Consider the following 16,161-nt stretch of genomic DNA (forward strand, 5'->3'; position numbering starts at 1 on the left):
GCTCCAGCGTGCCTGGGCCGCGGCGCGCTCCGGACGCAGCGCCCGAGTGGCGACTCCTGCCTTTCCGGTGCGAATCAGTCGGCTATCGGCTTGTTGAGGCCAGAACGAGAGTAGGTCCAGAACTCCTTGACCCGACGGTGGCGCTGCAACTGGAATGCTTCGACGATGCGCGCGCACTCCTTGCCGCATTGCTTGTCGGCAAGGCGAAACAGGCGCGGCTCGTTGTGGGCGTCGCCGAACAAGTTGTAGATGGTCTGCACGAGAACGCCAACGATTGCCGCGGACGCACGCCTGGCGTTGGCTCCGACGGGGCGCCAAAGCTGGTGCCGGTCGAGCAGCGCGATGCCCGCGTGCACCTGATGATGCTGGTCGCGCAGGCGAATTGACTGTGTGTTGACGGCGAGAAAATCGATGGTGTCGAGGAGTACTCGAGTCTCTTTGGCAGGCATGTCCAGAGGTCAGGTTGAAGGCCAGGGCGCGGAGCAGGGCGGCGCCGGCGGTCGGCCATGGCGCAAGGCCCTCTTCATTCTCAGATGGCTCATGTCGAAGTTCATCACGGGCGACGTCACAAGGGCATGTTGACCGCGACTCCCTCGCGGCCAGAGATCCACGCGCGCAAGTACGGGTTGAGCTCTCCGTAGAATGACACCGATACCAGTTCCGCCACCGCGAAGAGTTCGCGGAGCAGTGGCTCCACATGGTTGTTATGCGTTTCGGCCGCGTCAGCGTCGACGTACTCCTCGATGATGGAGTAGTGACCCGGCTTCTGCGTGACGAACCACTGGTAGCGCAACGTTCCCGGCTCGGTCGCCGCGGCGGAGGCCAATGACCGCGCCACCCGCAGGAACGTCGCCTCTCTGTAGGTCGGTATCTTGAACTCACATAGCACCATGAGACTCATGCGATTCTCCTCCGCGGGCCGTGCTTCGAGGGGCGGTCTTCCTCGTACCATTCAGCGAACTCGAAGTCGCTCGGGTTCCGGTGACGCAGCCGGGCTATCCTCCCCGCATGTCCCATGTCGACTGCGTACTCATTCGTGGCTGCGAGGCTCCGGAAGAGGTGCGTCCAACGCTCCCAAAGCACGGCCTCACCGTGGGTCCGGAGCCGCACGAGAAGCAGAAGGTGGAGCAGGTGCTCCTGGACGCCCTGGAGGACGGTCATCTGCGTGGTGTTCCAGGACACGTTGTGAAGGTGTTGCGCGACGAATACGTGGAGATTCCACCCGCCTGGGCCGCCGAGGCGCCCGAGGAGCTGCTGAAGATGCTCGGCCCGGTCCTCGCGAAGACCTGCTGATGACGCGGCGACCTGGGCCCGAGCAGGTCCCGTCTGTCAGCTCAACCCGCGACGCTGCCTCACCCAGGTCTCGAAGCTCATGGGCGCCAGGCCGTAGGCACGCGCGAGCTCGGGCCGTGCCAGCACTGGCGCGACGTTCATGTACGTCACGCCGTGTGCCACGCCGGGATGCAGCCCGGCCGCGATGGCCTCCTCGACGGTGCCCGACTGGACGGTGTACTCCTTGCCGTCGACGCGGGAGAGAATCTCCGCGATTCGTGGAAGCGTGAGCAGGTCCCCCGCGAGCTGCAGCGTCACGCCGTGGAACCTCGAGGGCTGCTGGATGGCCGCCGCGGCGGCCTTGCCGATGTCCTCCGGGGCAATCAACGGGATGGGCCGATCCTCCTTGATGACCGTGACGAGGAGGCGTTGGTCGACGAAGCCGGCGGGGTCCAACATGGCGTGGTCCATGAAGGTGGAGGGCAGGAGGAGGGTCCAGTGCCGGAAGCCCGCGCCGCGCACGAGCTCACAGGTGGCGAGCTTGTTCTCCCAGTACACCTCGTGGGACTTCCAGCGTCCCTCCGCCCAGCCTTCGGTGTCGCGGTGATTTCCGACGCCGGACGTCGCGGTGTGCACGAACGTCTCGACACCCTCGGCGAGCGCGGCCTCGACGAGGTTCCTCCCCTGCTGGACCTCCTTGCTGAAGTCGATCCCCGACCCCGAGACGATGGGGGACTGCATCGAGAAGACCGCCCGCGCCCCTGCACAGGCGGCGCGCAACGACGCGGGATTGTCGAGGTCCCCGATGACGACCTCCGCGCCCGCCGCCGCGAGGGCCCGGGCGTTCGGCGCCTCCGCATCGCGCACCAGCACGCGCAGCGGGGTGTGGCCTTCGGCCAGCAAGGCGCGAGCCGTGGCGCCCCCCTGGCGCCCCGTGGCGGCGGTGACGAGGACGGTCTTCTGGCTGCTCATGGGCTATTCCTGTTGTAAGTGGGGGACCCCACCGTTTAGATTCATGGTCAAATACGGAGGGCCCCCCCGTTTGTCAAGGAAGGGTGCCCGAGGAGAGGAGTGCCGTGGAGTACGTGAAGCCATTGCGCGCGGATGGGCGACGCAACCGGGAGAGGATTGTCGCGGCCGCCACGGAGCTGGTCGCGCGGGATGGCGCGCAGGCGTCGCTGGAGGAGATTGCCCGGAAGGCGGGGGTGGGCTCCGCGACGCTGCACCGGCACTTCCCGTCGCGGCAGGCGCTGTTGGAGGTGGTCTTCCGGGAGGGTGTCGAACAGCTCTGCGCGAGGGGAATCCGCCAGCCAGGCGAGAAGCCCGCCGCCGAGCTGGCAACCTGGCTCGAGGATTTGACGGTCCATACCTCCACCCATCGCGGGCTCGCCGCCGCGCTGCTGACGGGGCCGGAGGGGCTCTCCGCCGAGGACATCTGCTGCACGGACATGGTGCGCGACGTGTTGAGCGTCCTGGTGGAGAAGGCCTCATCGGCGGGCGCGATTCAGGCCGGCGCCACCACGGAGGACCTGATGCGGCTGGCGAATGCGATTGCCGTCGCCAACGAAGACGACCCGCTCACCGCGCGCCGGGTGCTGCGCCTCGCACTCACCGGCATCCAGCTGTGAACGAGGAGCGTGGGGAGACACCGCTGGACGTGAGCGCGGAGCGGGAGCGAGGCTCGTCGAATGCCTCTTGAGCGTCTCATGCGCATCCACAGCCCGGAGTCCGTCGCGAGCGGGGAGCGGGTCTTCAGCTCCGAGTTCGCGGCGATGAGCAGGCGGGTGCTGCAAGTCACCGGGCTGACGTCGCGCCTCAACCTCCTGCCTTTCGAGGACGAGGTCGGCAAGGCGGCGCTGTTCGAGCAGATCCTGGGCAGACCGCTCCCGAGGCGGGCCACGATTTATCCGCCCTTCTACACGGACCACGGCCTCCATCTGGACCTGGCCGAGCGGGTGTTCATCAATCAGGGCTGCACGTTCCTCGACTACGCCGGCATCCGGTTGGGCGAAGGGGTGATGATTGGCCCCAAGGCCACGTTCATCACCGTCAGCCATCCGGTCGACCCGGGCGAGCGGCGGCTGTACCTCACGGGCGCGCCCATCGACGTGGCGGAGAACGTGTGGATAGGCGCGGGCGCGACCATCATGCCCGGAGTCCGCATCGGGCGCGACGCGGTGGTGGCGGCCGGGGCGGTCGTCGTCGACGACGTGCCCGCCGCGAGCCTGGTGACCGGCGCCAAGGCGACCATTCGCCGGCGGTGGTGATTCGAGTCTCCGACCTCGCATGGGGTGGCCCACGAGGGCGGCCCGCGGCTCATCCCGCGACCTCGGCGCTCCGTTCTTGAGCGAGGAGGATCAGCTTGGACCGGCTGGGCACGGCCAGCTTGACGAAGACCCGCTTCAGGTGCGTCTTCAATGTGTTCAACGAGCTGCCCATGTCTTCAGCAATGGTCTGGTTGTCCCAACCATTCAAGACGCGCTCCACCACGTCCAGCTCGCGGGGGGTGAGCCGCTTGCGCCACTCGGCGGGAACCTGAGCCCCATGAAACACCTCCTGGAACAACAGCGCCCAGGGCGTTCTCCCGGGATGGGCTGGCAACCGGAGGAAGGTCACCTTCAAGCTTCGCCCCGGCCGCCGGAACGTCAGGACGTCCTGGCCGGCGAGCATCCGCTGTCCGGAGCGACTGAGCCACTCCAGCGCATCCAGGAGCACCAGGGGCAGGCCGAAACGGCCACAGGGCGCATCGGGGAACCAGCGATGGAGCAGCGCCGTGGAGCGAGGGGTGCGCATCAGCTCGGTGGTGGGAGGGCTCAGCACGATGCTCTCGAGCCCTGTGTGACGGAAGAGCTGCTCCAAGAGGTCTCCCTGACGGACCAGGTCTCCCAGCATGAGGCAGTTGCGAACCGTCCTCGCCAGGATGGGTGTCAGGCGCTGGAGAAAGGCCTGCTCCTGCTCCGAGAAGGCCTTCCGGTTCTCCCGGTACAGGGTGAAGCCGCTGTGCCAGCCAAGGCCCATGTCCAGCAGCACGGACATCACGCGCTCCACGCGCATGTCCATCTCCAGGCAGAGCGAATACATGGCGCTGTTCCACATCTCCTGACGCGACAGCATCTCGGTGTCTCGCAGCACGGTGTTGGGCCGCTGCATCACCGCGAAGCTCACGAAGCACTCGTCTGAAATCTCCGGGTAGCGGTCAAAGAAGGCCTGGGGCATGTCGCGGACCATTGGCCAGTCGTATTGACCGGGCGTCCCTGGCCTGGACACGCAAAGCCCTCCGAAGTCCGCGGCCAGCACACGTGACAGAATTCCGTAGGACTCCGAGAAGACTTCCTTCAAGTCGAGCGAGCTGGTCAGCGCTGTCATCACTTCCAAGAGCACCTGCTCCCCCTGCATGGAATCCGGCGGGTTCTTCATGCGCATGTCCTTCCTCCACGTCTGGCATCAAGGGCCTCACCCCTATGGGTGATGCCCGCCCCCAACAGGCTCGCGTACGGTCCGCGAGCTTCTTCCTGGCCCCAAGGGCCTCGGAGCAGCATGCCATCGATTTCTGGGTCGCCGTGGGAGTCATTTCCGGTCTGGGAATCACCAGGCGCTCGTCCAGAGGAGCGCATCATGCCTGTCCAAGGGGTCGAGTGGAACTCATGCGAATGAAGAGGATGGAGTCGAAGCGAAGTGTCTGGGGCTCGAAGGCCTTGCGGCTCATGACCCTCCTGGCGTCGGCGGGATGCGGCGCCGGAGTGGCTCCAGAGGCCTTGGACGAAGGGCCTGTCGGCGCCCACCGGCTCGGCTTCGAGGCGTTCGAGCGGAGCACGTATCGCGAGCCGGACACGGGCATCTACATCGTCGATGGCGACATGCCGATGTCGGACCTCGAGGAGCTGCGGGAGTACTACGACGGCCTCTCGAAACCCGGCGCCCTCATCGTCCACAACGTGGGGGGGGTGGATGCGACCTGGAGCAGCACCCAGAAGCTCGACCTCCGGTACTGCGTGAGCAGCAGCTTCGGTTCTTTTCATGCCAGGGCCGTGGAGGCCATGGCGCGCGCGGCGAATGCCTGGGAGAGCGCGGCCGACGTCAACTTCATCCATGTCCCGGACGAGGATGGGGTCTGCAACGCGAGCAATCCCAATGTGGTCTTTGATGTCAACCCTGTCGTGGGCCAGAGCTATCTGGCGCGCGCCTTCTTCCCTGACGATGTCCGCGCGAGCCGCAACATCCTCATCGACGTCAGCGCCTTCGGGAGCATCCCGCCCTATACGTTGGCGGGTATCCTGCGCCATGAACTGGGACACACGTTGGGCTTGCGGCATGAGTACACGCGCCCTGACAGTGGCCTCTGCTACGAGGACAGCAACTGGCGGACGCTCACGCCCTATGACTCGGACTCGGTGATGCACTATCCGCCGTGCGTGGGCACCAATGCGGTCGATCTGCACCTCACGCAGCGCGACCGGATTGGCGTCCGGGCGCTCTATGGGCCCGGGAGTGGGAACCTGGCGCTGATGGGGAACAGCTCGGCGTCATCCACCTATTGCACCAGCGCTGGCGAGCATTGCTATTCACCCAATCGGATCAACGACGGCTCGCTGGACAGCACGCTCAACGGCTTCCATAGCTGGACCAATGCCAATGGCGCGCCGCTCCCCCAGTGGGTTCAGGTGGAGCTCGGCAGGCCTCACGTCATCAACCAGGCCGTCGTTGTCGGCAGCAGTGACGGTGTCCCGCAGTCCTATCTGCTCGAAGCCTGGAATGGCTCCGCCTGGGTGACGGTGGCCAACGTCACGGGCAATACGCAGGTGCAGAGAATCCACTCCTTCGCGCCTGTCGTCACCAGCCGCGTGCGGCTGCTGGGGCGGTTGGGTTCCGCCAAGCAGCCAGGGTATGTCCGCGTGAACGAGATAGAGCTCTACAACACCCATGAGAATCTGGCGCTCGCCGCGAGCACCTCGGCGTCTTCGTCATATTGCCCGAGCGGCTGCTATGCCCCGTCCCGGGTCAACGACGGGAATCCCAGTACTGTGATTGGCGGCGACACGAGCTGGACGAATGCCTGGGGCGTCGGGCTCCCGCAGTGGGTGGAGCTGGACTTTGGTGGCCCGCGCACCTTCCGGCGCATCGAGCTCTATATGAGCGACAATGGCGCCCCTCAGGAGTTCAGCATCCAGATCTGGAGCGGGGGCGCCTGGGAGACCCTCCACGTCGTCCGCAACAACACGTTGGCGCGGACCACCCATACCTCCACGGCCATCACCACCTCGAAGCTGAGGATTCTTGGCCACCTCGGGTCCGTTGCGCAGCCAGGGTACGTGCGCATCAACGAGGTAGAGGTCTACGAGAACTGAGCCGCGGTGGGGTGTCCCCGCGGCTCCTCGGGCGGGGACACCTGGTGCGCTTATCGAGCGCGGACGGTGCAGGAGGTCTTGATGTAGTCCACGTCATCGTAATAGGCGCAGGAGAAATACACATCCAGCCGGGCGGTCGGGGTGCAGTCCTGGCGCCCGGTCTGGAGGGTGAGGTCCGTCTCCAGGTCCACGCACTCGCAGCCCTTGCAGCTCTCCTTCTTGTTCAGACACAGATGGGTCGTGTCCGCGGTGACGACGGTCGCGCAGTATTGCGTGGCGCGCTTGCAACGGGTGTTGCCACACTCAAGGGTCTCCGGGAACGACTGGGTGTCCCCGCCCCCATCGCCCCCATCGTCGTCGCTCGAGCCACCACAGCCCACCACCAGCATGGAGAGAAGCACCAGGTACGCCGCCGTCGCCTTCATGTCGTCCTCCCGAGGAGTCATGGGGGGCGCATGAGCACCCCCCTCCTGACGGGAGGAGACAGGCCGGGCGACACCGTTGCATGAAATCGACCGCGGCCCTCCCGGCGAGACGACCCGACCCCGGGTCAGGCCCTCCTTGACCCGCGATTTTCCTCGGGATTCGGCTCGCCGCCGTCTCCCCGTCGCTCACTCACAACGCGAGGAAGTTCGCGGTCAGGAAGGCGGCGTACCAGTTCATCGGCGTGAGCCCGTTGGTCGTGTAGTCCGCCGTATGATTGTTGGTGGTGAGCTGCCAGGTGGTCAGGTCCCACGGAGACCAGCCGATCCACACGTCGCTGTTGTTGTTCATGAACGTGAGCGCGTTCGTTATCTGGGGTTGCGCGTAGGACTGGTGGATTCCGATACCCATCTCGGACAAGAACAGCTTCTTGCCGTGGGTCCTCGCCCAGTGGGTGACGGCCGTGAGCTGCGCGCCGTAGGACGACTCATCGTTGCTGCCGTAGCCTTCCGGGTAATACGAATGCATGTCGAAGGCATGGTTGTTGGCGCTGTCCGTGATGGACAGGGCCGCGACTGAGTCGAGCGGACCTCCGCCCGGAGCCCAGGTGTGCCAGTGCCCCACGTCCGACCCGCGCGTGTTGGGGACGAGAATCAACTGGGTCGACCCCGTCGCCCGCACGGCGTTCATCACCGTCTGGATGCCGGAGAACCAGGTGGCCGAAGTCATCGGGAGGTCATGCGGCTCGTTCATGAGGTTCAGGATGACCTGGGGGTTCGTCTTCACCAGATTCGCGAGCTTCGTCCAGACGTCGGCGAGATGGGCCACGGTCAACGTCCCGTCTCCGATGACGCGTTGGACGTAGTTCGTGGTCTGGTTTCCCGCGGCATTGAACGCGCCCGTCGCATAGCGGTTGTAGTTGTGCAGGTCGAGTACCAGGGTGAAGCCCTGGGCTGTCGCCAGGTTGATGTAGTTCATCATGCCGTTCGAATAGTCCGTATCCAGCGGGCCATTGAGTGTGTGCTGGATGCGCTCCCAGGAGATGGGCAGACGAATCAGGTTGAAGCCCCTGCCCTTGTAGTAGGCGAGCTCCGCGGAGATCTGGGTCGATGACGGCATCTCGTAATACGTCTGTCCTGTCCAACCGTCCCAGTCGTTGCCGTACTCCATCCCCGCGCGGTTGATTCCGCGATAGGCCACGCCCGTGGGATAGGTCTTCCCCGGGGGCTTCTCCAGCGCGATTCCATCGACCCCGTAGGCCACCGCGGAGGCGCTCTGGAGCGTGAGCTTGTTGAAGGTCGTCAGCGAGCCCTTGAGCGCGCTCATCGGGATGGTGACTCGAGTCCAGTCACCCACACCCAGGGAGTCGAAGGTCGGGTTGGCGGAGTTGCCAATGGCGACGCCCGCGTTTCCATCTTCGCCCTCCTGGCTCACGATGAGCCTCAGGCTCTTGATGGCCGCGAGGTTCGCGTTGCCCGGACGGATGGCGAAGCTCACGGCCTTGTACGTATTGGTCGAGAACGATTGGCCCTCAGCGCCCAACGCCAGGGCGCTATCCGCGCCGGAGGTGACCTGCATCGACGAGGTGCCGTAGGCCTTCGTGCTCGTCGTCGAAGCGAGGGTGACGTTGCCCCAGCTGTAGCCGGTATTCCAACCCGGCGTGACGGCATCGTCATACAGCACCGTCTGATAGGAAGTGTCCAGCGGTGGCAGAAGCAGCAGTCCGGCTGTGCTTGACGCGGTTGCTTCCGGGAGCGGCTCGCTCCTGGTCAGGTCCGCTTCGTCGCTCGAAGGCGGGCCACATGCGGCGCCCAGGGTGAAGATGCTACCCAGCAGAACGTAAAGACACTTCCGCGAAACCGGTGGTCGTCGCATTCGGGCCCCCTGCAGTTGGACGCTGATTTAGCGACCACATCTTCAGCGGCAACTGCTCGTTTCCCGTCAATGACAACGATTGTTCTCCAGCGGGCTCAACCCGACGAGCGCGTTCCCATGGGTGTGTAAATGGCGAGCAGGGGCGCAGTGGGATGCTCTAACCTTCATGCGTGGCTTTCTCGAAGCGCCGATCAGGCACCAGCCACATCAGCGCCGCCAGCACATAGACCGCCTCGGAGAAGTACTCATTGAAGAAGGCGCTGACGATGCCGACCAGGTAGAACACCGGCGAAATCTTGCCCTTGAAGTCGCGGCCGACCGCCTGCGCCAGTGCTGACGTCCTGCCCTGCGTCCTCACCATGCAGGTCTGCAATATCCACCAGGCGAAGGCGCACATCAGCAGCACGAAGCCGTAGAGCGCCAGCGGCACGGACGAGAAATGGTTTTCACCCATCCACCCGGTGGTGAAGGGGATGAGTGACAGCCAGAACAACAAGTGCAGATTCGCCCACAGCACGCCGCCGGTGACATGGTCGATGGTGTGCAGGAGATGGTGGTGGTTGTTCCAGTAGATGCCGACGTAGATGAAGCTGAGCACATAGCTGAGGAAGACGGGAATCAATGGGCGCAGGTCGGCGAGCTCGGTGCCGTGCGGCACCTTGAGCTCCAGCACCATGATGGTGATGATGATGGCGATGACGCCGTCGCTGAACGCTTCCAGCCGGTTCTTGTCCATGCAACTCCCCCGGTGTGGCATTCACCACGCCCACGACGGTCGGCAAGCCGTCCTCCCGTGCGAGCGCCGCGCCATGGGTCATCAGGCCCCCTCCCTCCGTCACCAGGCCTTTGATGGCCACGAACAGGGGCGTCCCACCGGGGCCGCGTAGGGCATGGCTCGGTGCCGCTCGTGGGCGGCACCGTCATCTTCACCCCGGAGGCGGACTTCACCGGGACGGCGACGCTCGAGTGCACGGCCAGTGATGGGGCCTGCACGAGCACCGCGAGGGTGACCGTCACGGTCAACCCATGAACCCACCGCCCCTCGTGGCTTGACACCTGCCGGGAGGGCGGGCTACTCCATCGGTCCTACGCTGATTTTGATACTGAATGTCAATTTCAGGCCGAAAATCGACGGGACGCCGCCGCGCTGACGGACAGCGCCGAGAAGCCGGTCCCGTTCGAGGAGAGAGCGATGCGCCGCGGAGCACTGAGGCTTGGTAAGGGCAGCTTCTCGTGGGGGCTCGTGGCGTGCGCCGCCCTGCTCCTGGTCTCCTGCGGAGATGAAAAGACTCCTGCTCCCCCCGGCCCGGATGGGAATGAGGAGGGCTCGCTGTACCTGGTGCATTCCGCCGTGGAGACGAACGGCAGCCGGATGAACTACTTCAGCCTGGTCGACTCCCTGTCCGAAGCCAGGACGCTGGACTACGCGCGCTCGCTGGAGTTGCCGGGCCGTCCGCGTCTGTTCGCGGCGCGGGGCGTGGGCTTCTTCGCCATCGGCTCCGGCGAGTCTCCCACCATCACCCGCTACGAGGTGCGCGATGGCACGCTGGTGGCGGGCGCCAGTCTCTCGTTCCAGAACCTCGGCGTGAGCCGGCTGGGCGCCCAGGCCGTGCACTTCGTGAGCGCCACGAAGGCGTATTACAAGGACGACGCCCAGGGGCAGATCATCGTCTGGAACCCGACGGAGATGGCCATCGAGCGGACGCTGTCGCTTCCGCGGGAGTTCATCAAGCAGGGCTACGTCACCGGGCTGAGCCAGTGGGCCAGCCGCGAGGGCGAGGCGTTCTTCTCGGTGGGCTGGTCCACGTCGACGTACGACTCGGTCCTTCCCGGCACGGTGCTCGTTCGCATCGACACGGCGACGGATGCGCTGAGCTGGACCGAGGACGCGCGCTGCCGCGACCTCTCGAAGACGGCCCGACAGGGTGACACGCTCTACTTCTTCAGCGGCGTCATCAATGGTCTGGGCTACGCGGTCAAGGGCACCGCGGAAGCCGGTCAGCAGGATTGCTTCCTGCGCATCTCCCCGGGGCGGCGGGCCTTCGACACGGACTTCGTCGGCAGCGCGGCCGCCGCGCTCGGACCGAACAAGGTGGGCTCCATCATCGCGGTGACGGAGTCGGGCACCGCCTGGCTCCAGGTCGCGGACACCACCATCACTCCGACGGCGCCGGGCACCACCTACAGCGAGTGGTACAGCAAGGGCTGGAGCTGGTGGCAGATGCCCTTCGCGACGCTTCGCGACCCCTCGCGCGTCCAGGCGGAGCCCGGAGCCTACAGCGGCTTCACGTTCACGACCGGCTCCAGCTTCCTCGTCAGCCAGAGCGCGGCGGACTACTCCACCTCCACGCTGATGGACCTGTCATCCGGCGCCCCCAGGCCCAGCGTGTCCTTCCCGGGCTTCGTGCTGGACGTCGCTCAAATCCGCTGAGGGTTCCGCCGCGCGGGTGCTCGCCCGCGCGCGCGGCCTCGAAGGGCACGAGGTCTCGTGTATGGACATGCTGGCTCCCACGCTGCTCTGGCTCGGGGTGATGTGCCTCTATGGCGCATGGTGGTGTCGCCACACGGGGCGATGGCCGGACTCCCCGCGCGCGCTCGGGTGTCTGAAGGGAGGGGGCCTGGCGCTCATCCTCGGGGGGCTCGCCGCGGCCCTGTGGGGGGCCGTCACTCCGGGGGCCGCCCTGGGCTCGGCCATGGCCTACATCATGGCGTCGGGCACCTTGCTGGCCGTCCTCTCCCCGCTGGTTCGCAGACCTGTCTGGGCCATGGCGCTGCTGCTCCCGGTGGGCCTGCTGATGGGCGTGCTGGAGCGCATGTCGTGAGTGCCGGGGCGCGGCGCCACCTGGGCGTGAGCTGGGTGCTGGCCGCCGCGTTGGGCGCCCCGTTGGCGGCGCTGCTCGTCTGCCTCGCCCTGCCCGCGGTGATTCCCGCCTCGTCGGACGTGCGCTACCTGGTCGCCTGCATCGTCGTCATCCCGTTGATGGCGGCCGCCCCGTGCGCGGCCCTCCTGGCCCGGTCGGCGGCCCGCGCGTGGACCGGCGTCGGGGTGACGAGCGCGGCGGCGCTGCTCGTCCTCTGGAGAGCGCTCACATGAGGCTCAAGTCCGGGACGTACCGCGTCCTCTGGGAGGCGCATGCGTGGGCGGGTGCGACGTCCTCGGTCCTGCTGGTGGGGATGTTCCTGCTCGGCGTCGTCTCGCTGTTCCGTCACGAGCTGATGCCCTGGCAGGAGCCGCGCTTGAGGGCGCCCGCGGTCGCGGACGAGGCCCAGGCGCTGGCCACGTTGCAGCAATGGCTGGACGCGCGTGTGGGCAAGGACCTGCCCCCCCAACTGGATGTGGACCTGCCCGCGCCCCATTCGCCCTGGATTCGGCTCGAGTGGAAGGGTGGGGGCGGCGCGCAGACCGCGGTGTGGGTGGACCCGCGCTCCGGCGAGCAGGCCCCGGAGCGCAGCGACCTGAGCTACTTCCTGTTCCTGGCGCACTTCCTCTATCCGCTTCCGGGCGGCATGTTGATTGCCGGCCTGGTGGCCATCGTGCTGCTGCTGGTGGTGGGCACGGGGCTCGTCATCCAGGTGGGCCGCTTCCGCAAGGAGCTCGTGCGCTTCCGCCCGCGCGAGGCGCTGCGGACCACGTGGGGGGATCTACACAAGGTGCTCGGCAGCGTGGGCCTGCCCTATCAGGCGGTCATCGCCTGGACGGCGGCCATCATCTGTCTGAACGCCGCGGTCCTCCAGCCGGTGATGGTGCGCACGGCCTTCGACGGCAATCTGGATGCGGGACTGGCGAGCATCGGCTATCCGCGAGGCCCCAAGTCCTCCGGGCAGGTCTCCGAGGCGCCCCGGGTGGCCACGGTCCTGGCACAGGCGCGCGCCGCGCTTCCGGACGCCCGGCACTACCGCTTCTCCATGCGCAACCTGGGGGATGCCTCGGGGTATGTCGATGTCCGGGGCCATGCCCGCCAGGGGCTCCACGAGTTCACCACCGTTCGCGTGTCCCGGACGGGGGAGCTGTTGCACGTGCGCCAGGCGGGAGGGCCCGGTGCCACGGCCCGGCTGCTCGAGGCGGCGTATGTGCTCCACTCCGGGCTCTACGCGGGAATGGGGTTGAGGCTCGCCTACGCGCTCTTGGGCATCTTCAGCGCGCTGTGCGTCGTGACGGGCAATCTCGTGTGGCTGGAGCGGCGAGCCCGTGGGATGCGCCGGGTGGACATCCTCCTCGCGCGCTTCACGGCGGGCGGCTGTGGAGGCGCCGCGTTCGCGCTCGCCGCCGCGTTCCTCGCCAACCAGTTGCTTCCGGACACCTTGCCTCGCCGGCCCCACTGGGAGCACGTCATCTTCTTCGGGAGCTGGTGCGCCTGCGTGCTGGGGGCGCTCGCGTACCCACGCGCCAGGGCGTGGGCCCAGCAACTCCTGGCCGTCTCCGGCGGCATCCTGCTCCTGCTGCCCTGGCTGGACGCCTGGCGCAATGCCCGACGGGTGTTCGACCCCACGGGCTCGCCCTACATGTTCTACGCGGACGTGGGGCTGGCCCTCCTGGGCGCCATGTTCCTGGTGTCGGCCTGGGCCATCGGGCGCATCGCCCCTCGCGACCCCAGGTCCGCCCAGGCGCCGCTGTCGATTCCGGCGCATGAGGGGTCGTGACTGTCTTTCATCCCCTGCGTACACGTCCCTCGTGGCGGTCGCGGGCGGTCTGCTCCAGCGCTCTCTCGTCGTTCGCGGCGCGCGGACTCTTCTCGCGTTTCATGCAAGGCACCATGCGCTTCCTCGTTGAACTTCCGGTCGGGGCCAAGGGCTCCACCTCCTGGGTCCGCTCCTTGTCGCGCCTGGGGGGCGCCTTTCGAGCCGTGGGACTGCTGGCGCTGACCGTGGCCTCTCCCGCGGTGGCGCAGGACGCGGCGGTGCCAGCGCCCGCCCCGGAGGCTCGCGCGACGGTGGGAGTGCTCGCGGGGCGGCTGTCCGCGTGCGAGGGCGGGGACCTGGGCCAGGCCGAGGTCCTGCTGCTCGCGCCGGATGGAAAGTCCCAAACGCCGCGACTCGATGCGCAGCGGCGCTTCGAGGTGAAGGGGCTGGCCCCCGGTTCCTACGAGCTGCATGCCTATGTCCCCGGCTGTGAGGCGAAGGCCTATCGCATCCAGGTGGCGGCGGGTGAGCGCACGGAGCTGGACGCGGTGCTCGACGAGAGCCTCAATCTGGAGACCACCATCGAGGTGACGGGCCGTCAGTTGAGCAAGGGCGAGGAGCGCGCCCTCTCGGCGGAGGCGGTCCGGGTGGTGGAGCTGGAGGAGGCCCGTCAGCAGTCCGCGGACCTGGGTGAGGTGCTCAGCCGCAACAGCGGCGTCAGCGTGCAGCGGACCGGCGGGCTCGGCTCCGCCAGCCGGTTCTCGCTCAATGGCTTCTCCGGCGAGCAGGTTCGCTTCTTCCTGGACGGGGTTCCGCTGGAGCTGGCGGGCTTCGGGCTGGGGCTCGCGAATGTGCCCGTCAACCTGCTCGAGCGCGTGGAAGTCTATCGGGGCGTGGTGCCCGTGCGCTTCGGGGCGGACGCGCTGGGCGGCGCGGTCAACCTGGTCTCCTCGGACGGCGACGAGCCGAGCGGGGCCTCCGTCTCGCTGCAGGCGGGGTCCTTCGGCACGTACCGCGGTACCGCGTCGGGACAGTACACGGCGGGCACCAGCGGCCTCTTCGTGAAGGGCCATGTCTTCGGGGACCTGGCGCGCAACGACTACAAAGTGGACGTGGAGGTCGCCGATGAGAGGGGACGGCTCCAGGCGGCTCGCGTGCCGCGCTTCCATGATGGGTTCACCGCGGCCGGTGGCGGGCTGGAGGTCGGCGTCGTCGAGCGGCCCTTCGCGGAGCGCCTCTCCCTGCGCGTGTTCGGCACGCGCGCCCGGAAGGAGCTGCAGAACAACGTGGTGATGACGGTGCCGTACGGCGAGGCGCGCTCCGCCGAGTCGAGCTACGGAGCGCTGGCGACGTGGTCCCAGGGCGGGCTGCTCGCGGGGAAGCTGCGGCTGGACGGCGTGGGGGGCTACAGCCGGCGCGACACGGACTTCCGGGACATGGCGATGTCCGTCTACGACTGGTACGGCAACAAGGGCGTGGAGCGGCGCCAGCCGGGAGAGCTGGGCGTCACGCCGGCGGACCAGGTGCTCTGGCAGCACAGCGTCCTGGCGCGCCTGCATGCCGGCTACGCGGTCTCCCCGGCCCAGCAACTGCGGCTCTCGCTGGCCCCCACCTTCGTGACGCGCCAGGGAGAGGATCGGCTCAAGCAGGGCACGGACCAGCGCGACCCCCTCAGCGCGCAGCGGGACCTGCTCACGCTGGTGGGTGGGCTGGAGCACGAGCTCATCCTGGGTGACGGGGTGCTCAAGAACGTGGCCTTCGTGAAGGGCTACGCCATGCGCTCGGCCTCGGAGGAGGTGCTCCCGGGGAGCGTCTTCCGCGAGCACGACCAGGCCAGCGAGCGTCTGGGGGTGGGCGACAGCCTGCGGTGGTTCCTCCCGCATGGGCTGCTGGCCAAGCTCTCGTATGAATACGCCACGCGCCTTCCCGGCCCGGACGAGCTGTTTGGCGATGGGGTGCTGGTGCTCTCGAACCTGGGGTTGCGGCCCGAGGTGAGCCACAACGCGAATCTGGAGCTCACCCTGGATGACTGGCGCACCGGAGTAGGAAGCTTCCGGGGCAGCGTCGGAGGCTTCGCGCGACTCGCCGACCAGCTCATCGTGTTGCTGGGGAACGACACCACCCTGAGCTACCAGAACGTGTACGCGGCGCGCTCGCTGGGCGTCGAGGCTTCCGCGGGATGGACGTCGCCCGGTGACTGGGTGGCGGTGGATGCCAACGGGACGTGGCAGGACTTCCGCAATGCGGGCGGGCAGGGGGCCTTCGCGGCCTTCGACGGAGACCGCATCCCGAACCGTCCCTGGCTCTTCGCGAACTTCTCCGCCCGGGTGCAGCGCCGCGCGCTCCTGCTGCCGGGTGACTTCGCCTCCCTCGGCTTCACCTCGCGGTACGTGCACGGCTTCTTCCGAGGATGGGAGAGCCAGGGGCTGCGCGAGTACAAGCAGCAGATCGACGCGCAGCTCACCCATTCGCTGGGCCTCTCCTATGTCAGGGAGGGCTCACCGACGCTGGGGGGGACGCTGGAGGTGCTGAACCTCACGAACGCCAAGACCTATGACTTCTTTGGCGTCCAGAGACCCGGCCGCTCGCTGTCCTTCAAGGTGACGGCGGACTTCTGACGAAGCAG

Annotated in this window: 17 protein-coding genes and 1 pseudogene; 10 read left to right on the forward strand and 8 right to left on the reverse strand. The window is 67.2% G+C overall.

All coding sequences use genetic code 11. The features are described from left to right. Positions 1–74: 74 nt before the first annotated feature. Positions 75–449, reverse strand: coding sequence for a hypothetical protein (locus G4D83_RS21115; RefSeq protein WP_163866618.1), 375 nt, complete (start codon positions 447–449; stop codon positions 75–77). 116 nt (positions 450–565) lie between these two features. Further along, positions 566–901, reverse strand: coding sequence for a putative quinol monooxygenase (locus G4D83_RS21120; protein ID WP_163866619.1), 336 nt, complete (start codon positions 899–901; stop codon positions 566–568). Positions 902–1,059: 158 nt separating this feature from the next. Here G4D83_RS21120 and G4D83_RS21125 point away from each other — a divergent pair, with 158 nt between their 5' ends. After that, a complete protein-coding gene (locus tag G4D83_RS21125) occupies positions 1,060–1,293 on the forward strand; it encodes a hypothetical protein (RefSeq protein ID WP_163866620.1) in 234 nt (77 codons plus the stop codon). A 36-nt stretch (positions 1,294–1,329) separates the two neighbouring features. Here the strand turns inward: G4D83_RS21125 and G4D83_RS21130 are convergent, their stop codons facing one another. After that, the gene (locus G4D83_RS21130; RefSeq protein ID WP_163866621.1) at positions 1,330–2,244 is read right to left on the reverse strand and encodes an NmrA family NAD(P)-binding protein; all 915 of its coding nucleotides are present in this window, start codon (positions 2,242–2,244) and stop codon (positions 1,330–1,332) included. 104 nt (positions 2,245–2,348) lie between these two features. Here G4D83_RS21130 and G4D83_RS21135 point away from each other — a divergent pair, with 104 nt between their 5' ends. Further along, the gene (locus G4D83_RS21135; protein WP_163866622.1) at positions 2,349–2,900 is read left to right on the forward strand and encodes a TetR/AcrR family transcriptional regulator; all 552 of its coding nucleotides are present in this window, start codon (positions 2,349–2,351) and stop codon (positions 2,898–2,900) included. A gap of 78 nt (positions 2,901–2,978) precedes the next feature. Next, complete coding sequence (locus G4D83_RS21140; RefSeq protein WP_240356465.1) at positions 2,979–3,539, forward strand: DapH/DapD/GlmU-related protein; 561 nt, start codon at positions 2,979–2,981, stop codon at positions 3,537–3,539. A 49-nt stretch (positions 3,540–3,588) separates the two neighbouring features. On the opposite strand, the gene G4D83_RS21145 is transcribed toward G4D83_RS21140, so the two are convergent. Further along, a complete protein-coding gene (locus G4D83_RS21145; protein ID WP_163866624.1) occupies positions 3,589–4,695 on the reverse strand; it encodes a helix-turn-helix transcriptional regulator in 1,107 nt (368 codons plus the stop codon). Between the two features lie 221 nt (positions 4,696–4,916). On the opposite strand from G4D83_RS21145, the gene G4D83_RS21150 reads away from it, so the two are divergent. Beyond that, the gene (locus G4D83_RS21150) at positions 4,917–6,617 is read left to right on the forward strand and encodes a discoidin domain-containing protein (protein ID WP_163866625.1); all 1,701 of its coding nucleotides are present in this window, start codon (positions 4,917–4,919) and stop codon (positions 6,615–6,617) included. A 50-nt stretch (positions 6,618–6,667) separates the two neighbouring features. Here the strand turns inward: G4D83_RS21150 and G4D83_RS21155 are convergent, their stop codons facing one another. From G4D83_RS21155 to G4D83_RS46880, 4 genes and pseudogenes are all read right to left on the reverse strand, one after another. Beyond that, complete coding sequence (locus tag G4D83_RS21155; protein WP_163866593.1) at positions 6,668–7,042, reverse strand: hypothetical protein; 375 nt, start codon at positions 7,040–7,042, stop codon at positions 6,668–6,670. A 190-nt stretch (positions 7,043–7,232) separates the two neighbouring features. Further along, positions 7,233–8,723 (reverse strand): glycoside hydrolase family 5 protein, encoded by a 1,491-nt coding sequence (locus tag G4D83_RS21160; RefSeq protein ID WP_163866626.1) that lies wholly within the window; start codon positions 8,721–8,723, stop codon positions 7,233–7,235. 349 nt (positions 8,724–9,072) lie between these two features. Further along, positions 9,073–9,651 carry a TMEM175 family protein gene (locus G4D83_RS21165; RefSeq protein ID WP_163866627.1) on the reverse strand — a complete coding sequence of 193 codons (579 nt, stop codon included), beginning with the start codon at positions 9,649–9,651 and terminating at the stop codon, positions 9,073–9,075. A gap of 22 nt (positions 9,652–9,673) precedes the next feature. Then, positions 9,674–9,781 (reverse strand): annotated as a pseudogene (locus tag G4D83_RS46880) (PEP-utilizing enzyme); the annotation flags it as partial. A gap of 32 nt (positions 9,782–9,813) precedes the next feature. Between G4D83_RS46880 and G4D83_RS21175 the strand changes: the two are divergent. The 6 genes from G4D83_RS21175 (at position 9,814) to mxcH (ending at position 16,153) form a co-directional block, all read left to right on the forward strand. Beyond that, a complete protein-coding gene (locus tag G4D83_RS21175; RefSeq protein ID WP_163866628.1) occupies positions 9,814–9,945 on the forward strand; it encodes a cadherin-like domain-containing protein in 132 nt (43 codons plus the stop codon). Positions 9,946–10,107: 162 nt separating this feature from the next. After that, positions 10,108–11,346 carry an MxcI gene (locus G4D83_RS21180; protein WP_163866629.1) on the forward strand — a complete coding sequence of 413 codons (1,239 nt, stop codon included), beginning with the start codon at positions 10,108–10,110 and terminating at the stop codon, positions 11,344–11,346. Positions 11,347–11,407: 61 nt separating this feature from the next. Beyond that, complete coding sequence (locus tag G4D83_RS21185; protein ID WP_163866630.1) at positions 11,408–11,737, forward strand: hypothetical protein; 330 nt, start codon at positions 11,408–11,410, stop codon at positions 11,735–11,737. Further along, a complete protein-coding gene (locus G4D83_RS21190; protein ID WP_240356466.1) occupies positions 11,734–12,009 on the forward strand; it encodes a hypothetical protein in 276 nt (91 codons plus the stop codon). Before G4D83_RS21185 ends, G4D83_RS21190 begins: the two co-directional genes overlap by 4 nt. Further along, a complete protein-coding gene (locus tag G4D83_RS21195; RefSeq protein ID WP_163866631.1) occupies positions 12,006–13,556 on the forward strand; it encodes a PepSY-associated TM helix domain-containing protein in 1,551 nt (516 codons plus the stop codon). The genes G4D83_RS21190 and G4D83_RS21195 overlap by 4 nt, the downstream gene beginning before the upstream one ends. Positions 13,557–13,669: 113 nt before the next feature. Beyond that, a complete protein-coding gene (gene mxcH, locus G4D83_RS21200; RefSeq protein ID WP_217911006.1) occupies positions 13,670–16,153 on the forward strand; it encodes a TonB-dependent siderophore myxochelin receptor MxcH in 2,484 nt (827 codons plus the stop codon). Positions 16,154–16,161 lie beyond the last annotated feature (8 nt).

The sequence above is a fragment of the Myxococcus eversor genome (assembly GCF_010894455.1).
GTDB lineage: Bacteria > Myxococcota > Myxococcia > Myxococcales > Myxococcaceae > Myxococcus > Myxococcus eversor.

What these genes read in the sequence shown, in the direction of transcription:
- G4D83_RS21195 (WP_163866631.1), top strand. Translation starts at nt 12,006, where the DNA reads ATGAGGCTCAAGTCCGGGACGTACCGCGTCCTCTGGGAGGCGCATGCG.
- mxcH (WP_217911006.1), top strand. Translation starts at nt 13,670, where the DNA reads ATGCGCTTCCTCGTTGAACTTCCGGTCGGGGCCAAGGGCTCCACCTCC.
- G4D83_RS21185 (WP_163866630.1), top strand. Translation starts at nt 11,408, where the DNA reads ATGGACATGCTGGCTCCCACGCTGCTCTGGCTCGGGGTGATGTGCCTC.
- G4D83_RS21115 (WP_163866618.1), bottom strand. Translation starts at nt 449, where the DNA reads ATGCCTGCCAAAGAGACTCGAGTACTCCTCGACACCATCGATTTTCTC.
- G4D83_RS21155 (WP_163866593.1), bottom strand. Translation starts at nt 7,042, where the DNA reads ATGAAGGCGACGGCGGCGTACCTGGTGCTTCTCTCCATGCTGGTGGTG.
- G4D83_RS21145 (WP_163866624.1), bottom strand. Translation starts at nt 4,695, where the DNA reads ATGCGCATGAAGAACCCGCCGGATTCCATGCAGGGGGAGCAGGTGCTC.
- G4D83_RS21120 (WP_163866619.1), bottom strand. Translation starts at nt 901, where the DNA reads ATGAGTCTCATGGTGCTATGTGAGTTCAAGATACCGACCTACAGAGAG.
- G4D83_RS21180 (WP_163866629.1), top strand. Translation starts at nt 10,108, where the DNA reads ATGCGCCGCGGAGCACTGAGGCTTGGTAAGGGCAGCTTCTCGTGGGGG.
- G4D83_RS21130 (WP_163866621.1), bottom strand. Translation starts at nt 2,244, where the DNA reads ATGAGCAGCCAGAAGACCGTCCTCGTCACCGCCGCCACGGGGCGCCAG.
- G4D83_RS21165 (WP_163866627.1), bottom strand. Translation starts at nt 9,651, where the DNA reads ATGGACAAGAACCGGCTGGAAGCGTTCAGCGACGGCGTCATCGCCATC.
- G4D83_RS21150 (WP_163866625.1), top strand. Translation starts at nt 4,917, where the DNA reads ATGCGAATGAAGAGGATGGAGTCGAAGCGAAGTGTCTGGGGCTCGAAG.
- G4D83_RS21140 (WP_240356465.1), top strand. Translation starts at nt 2,979, where the DNA reads ATGCGCATCCACAGCCCGGAGTCCGTCGCGAGCGGGGAGCGGGTCTTC.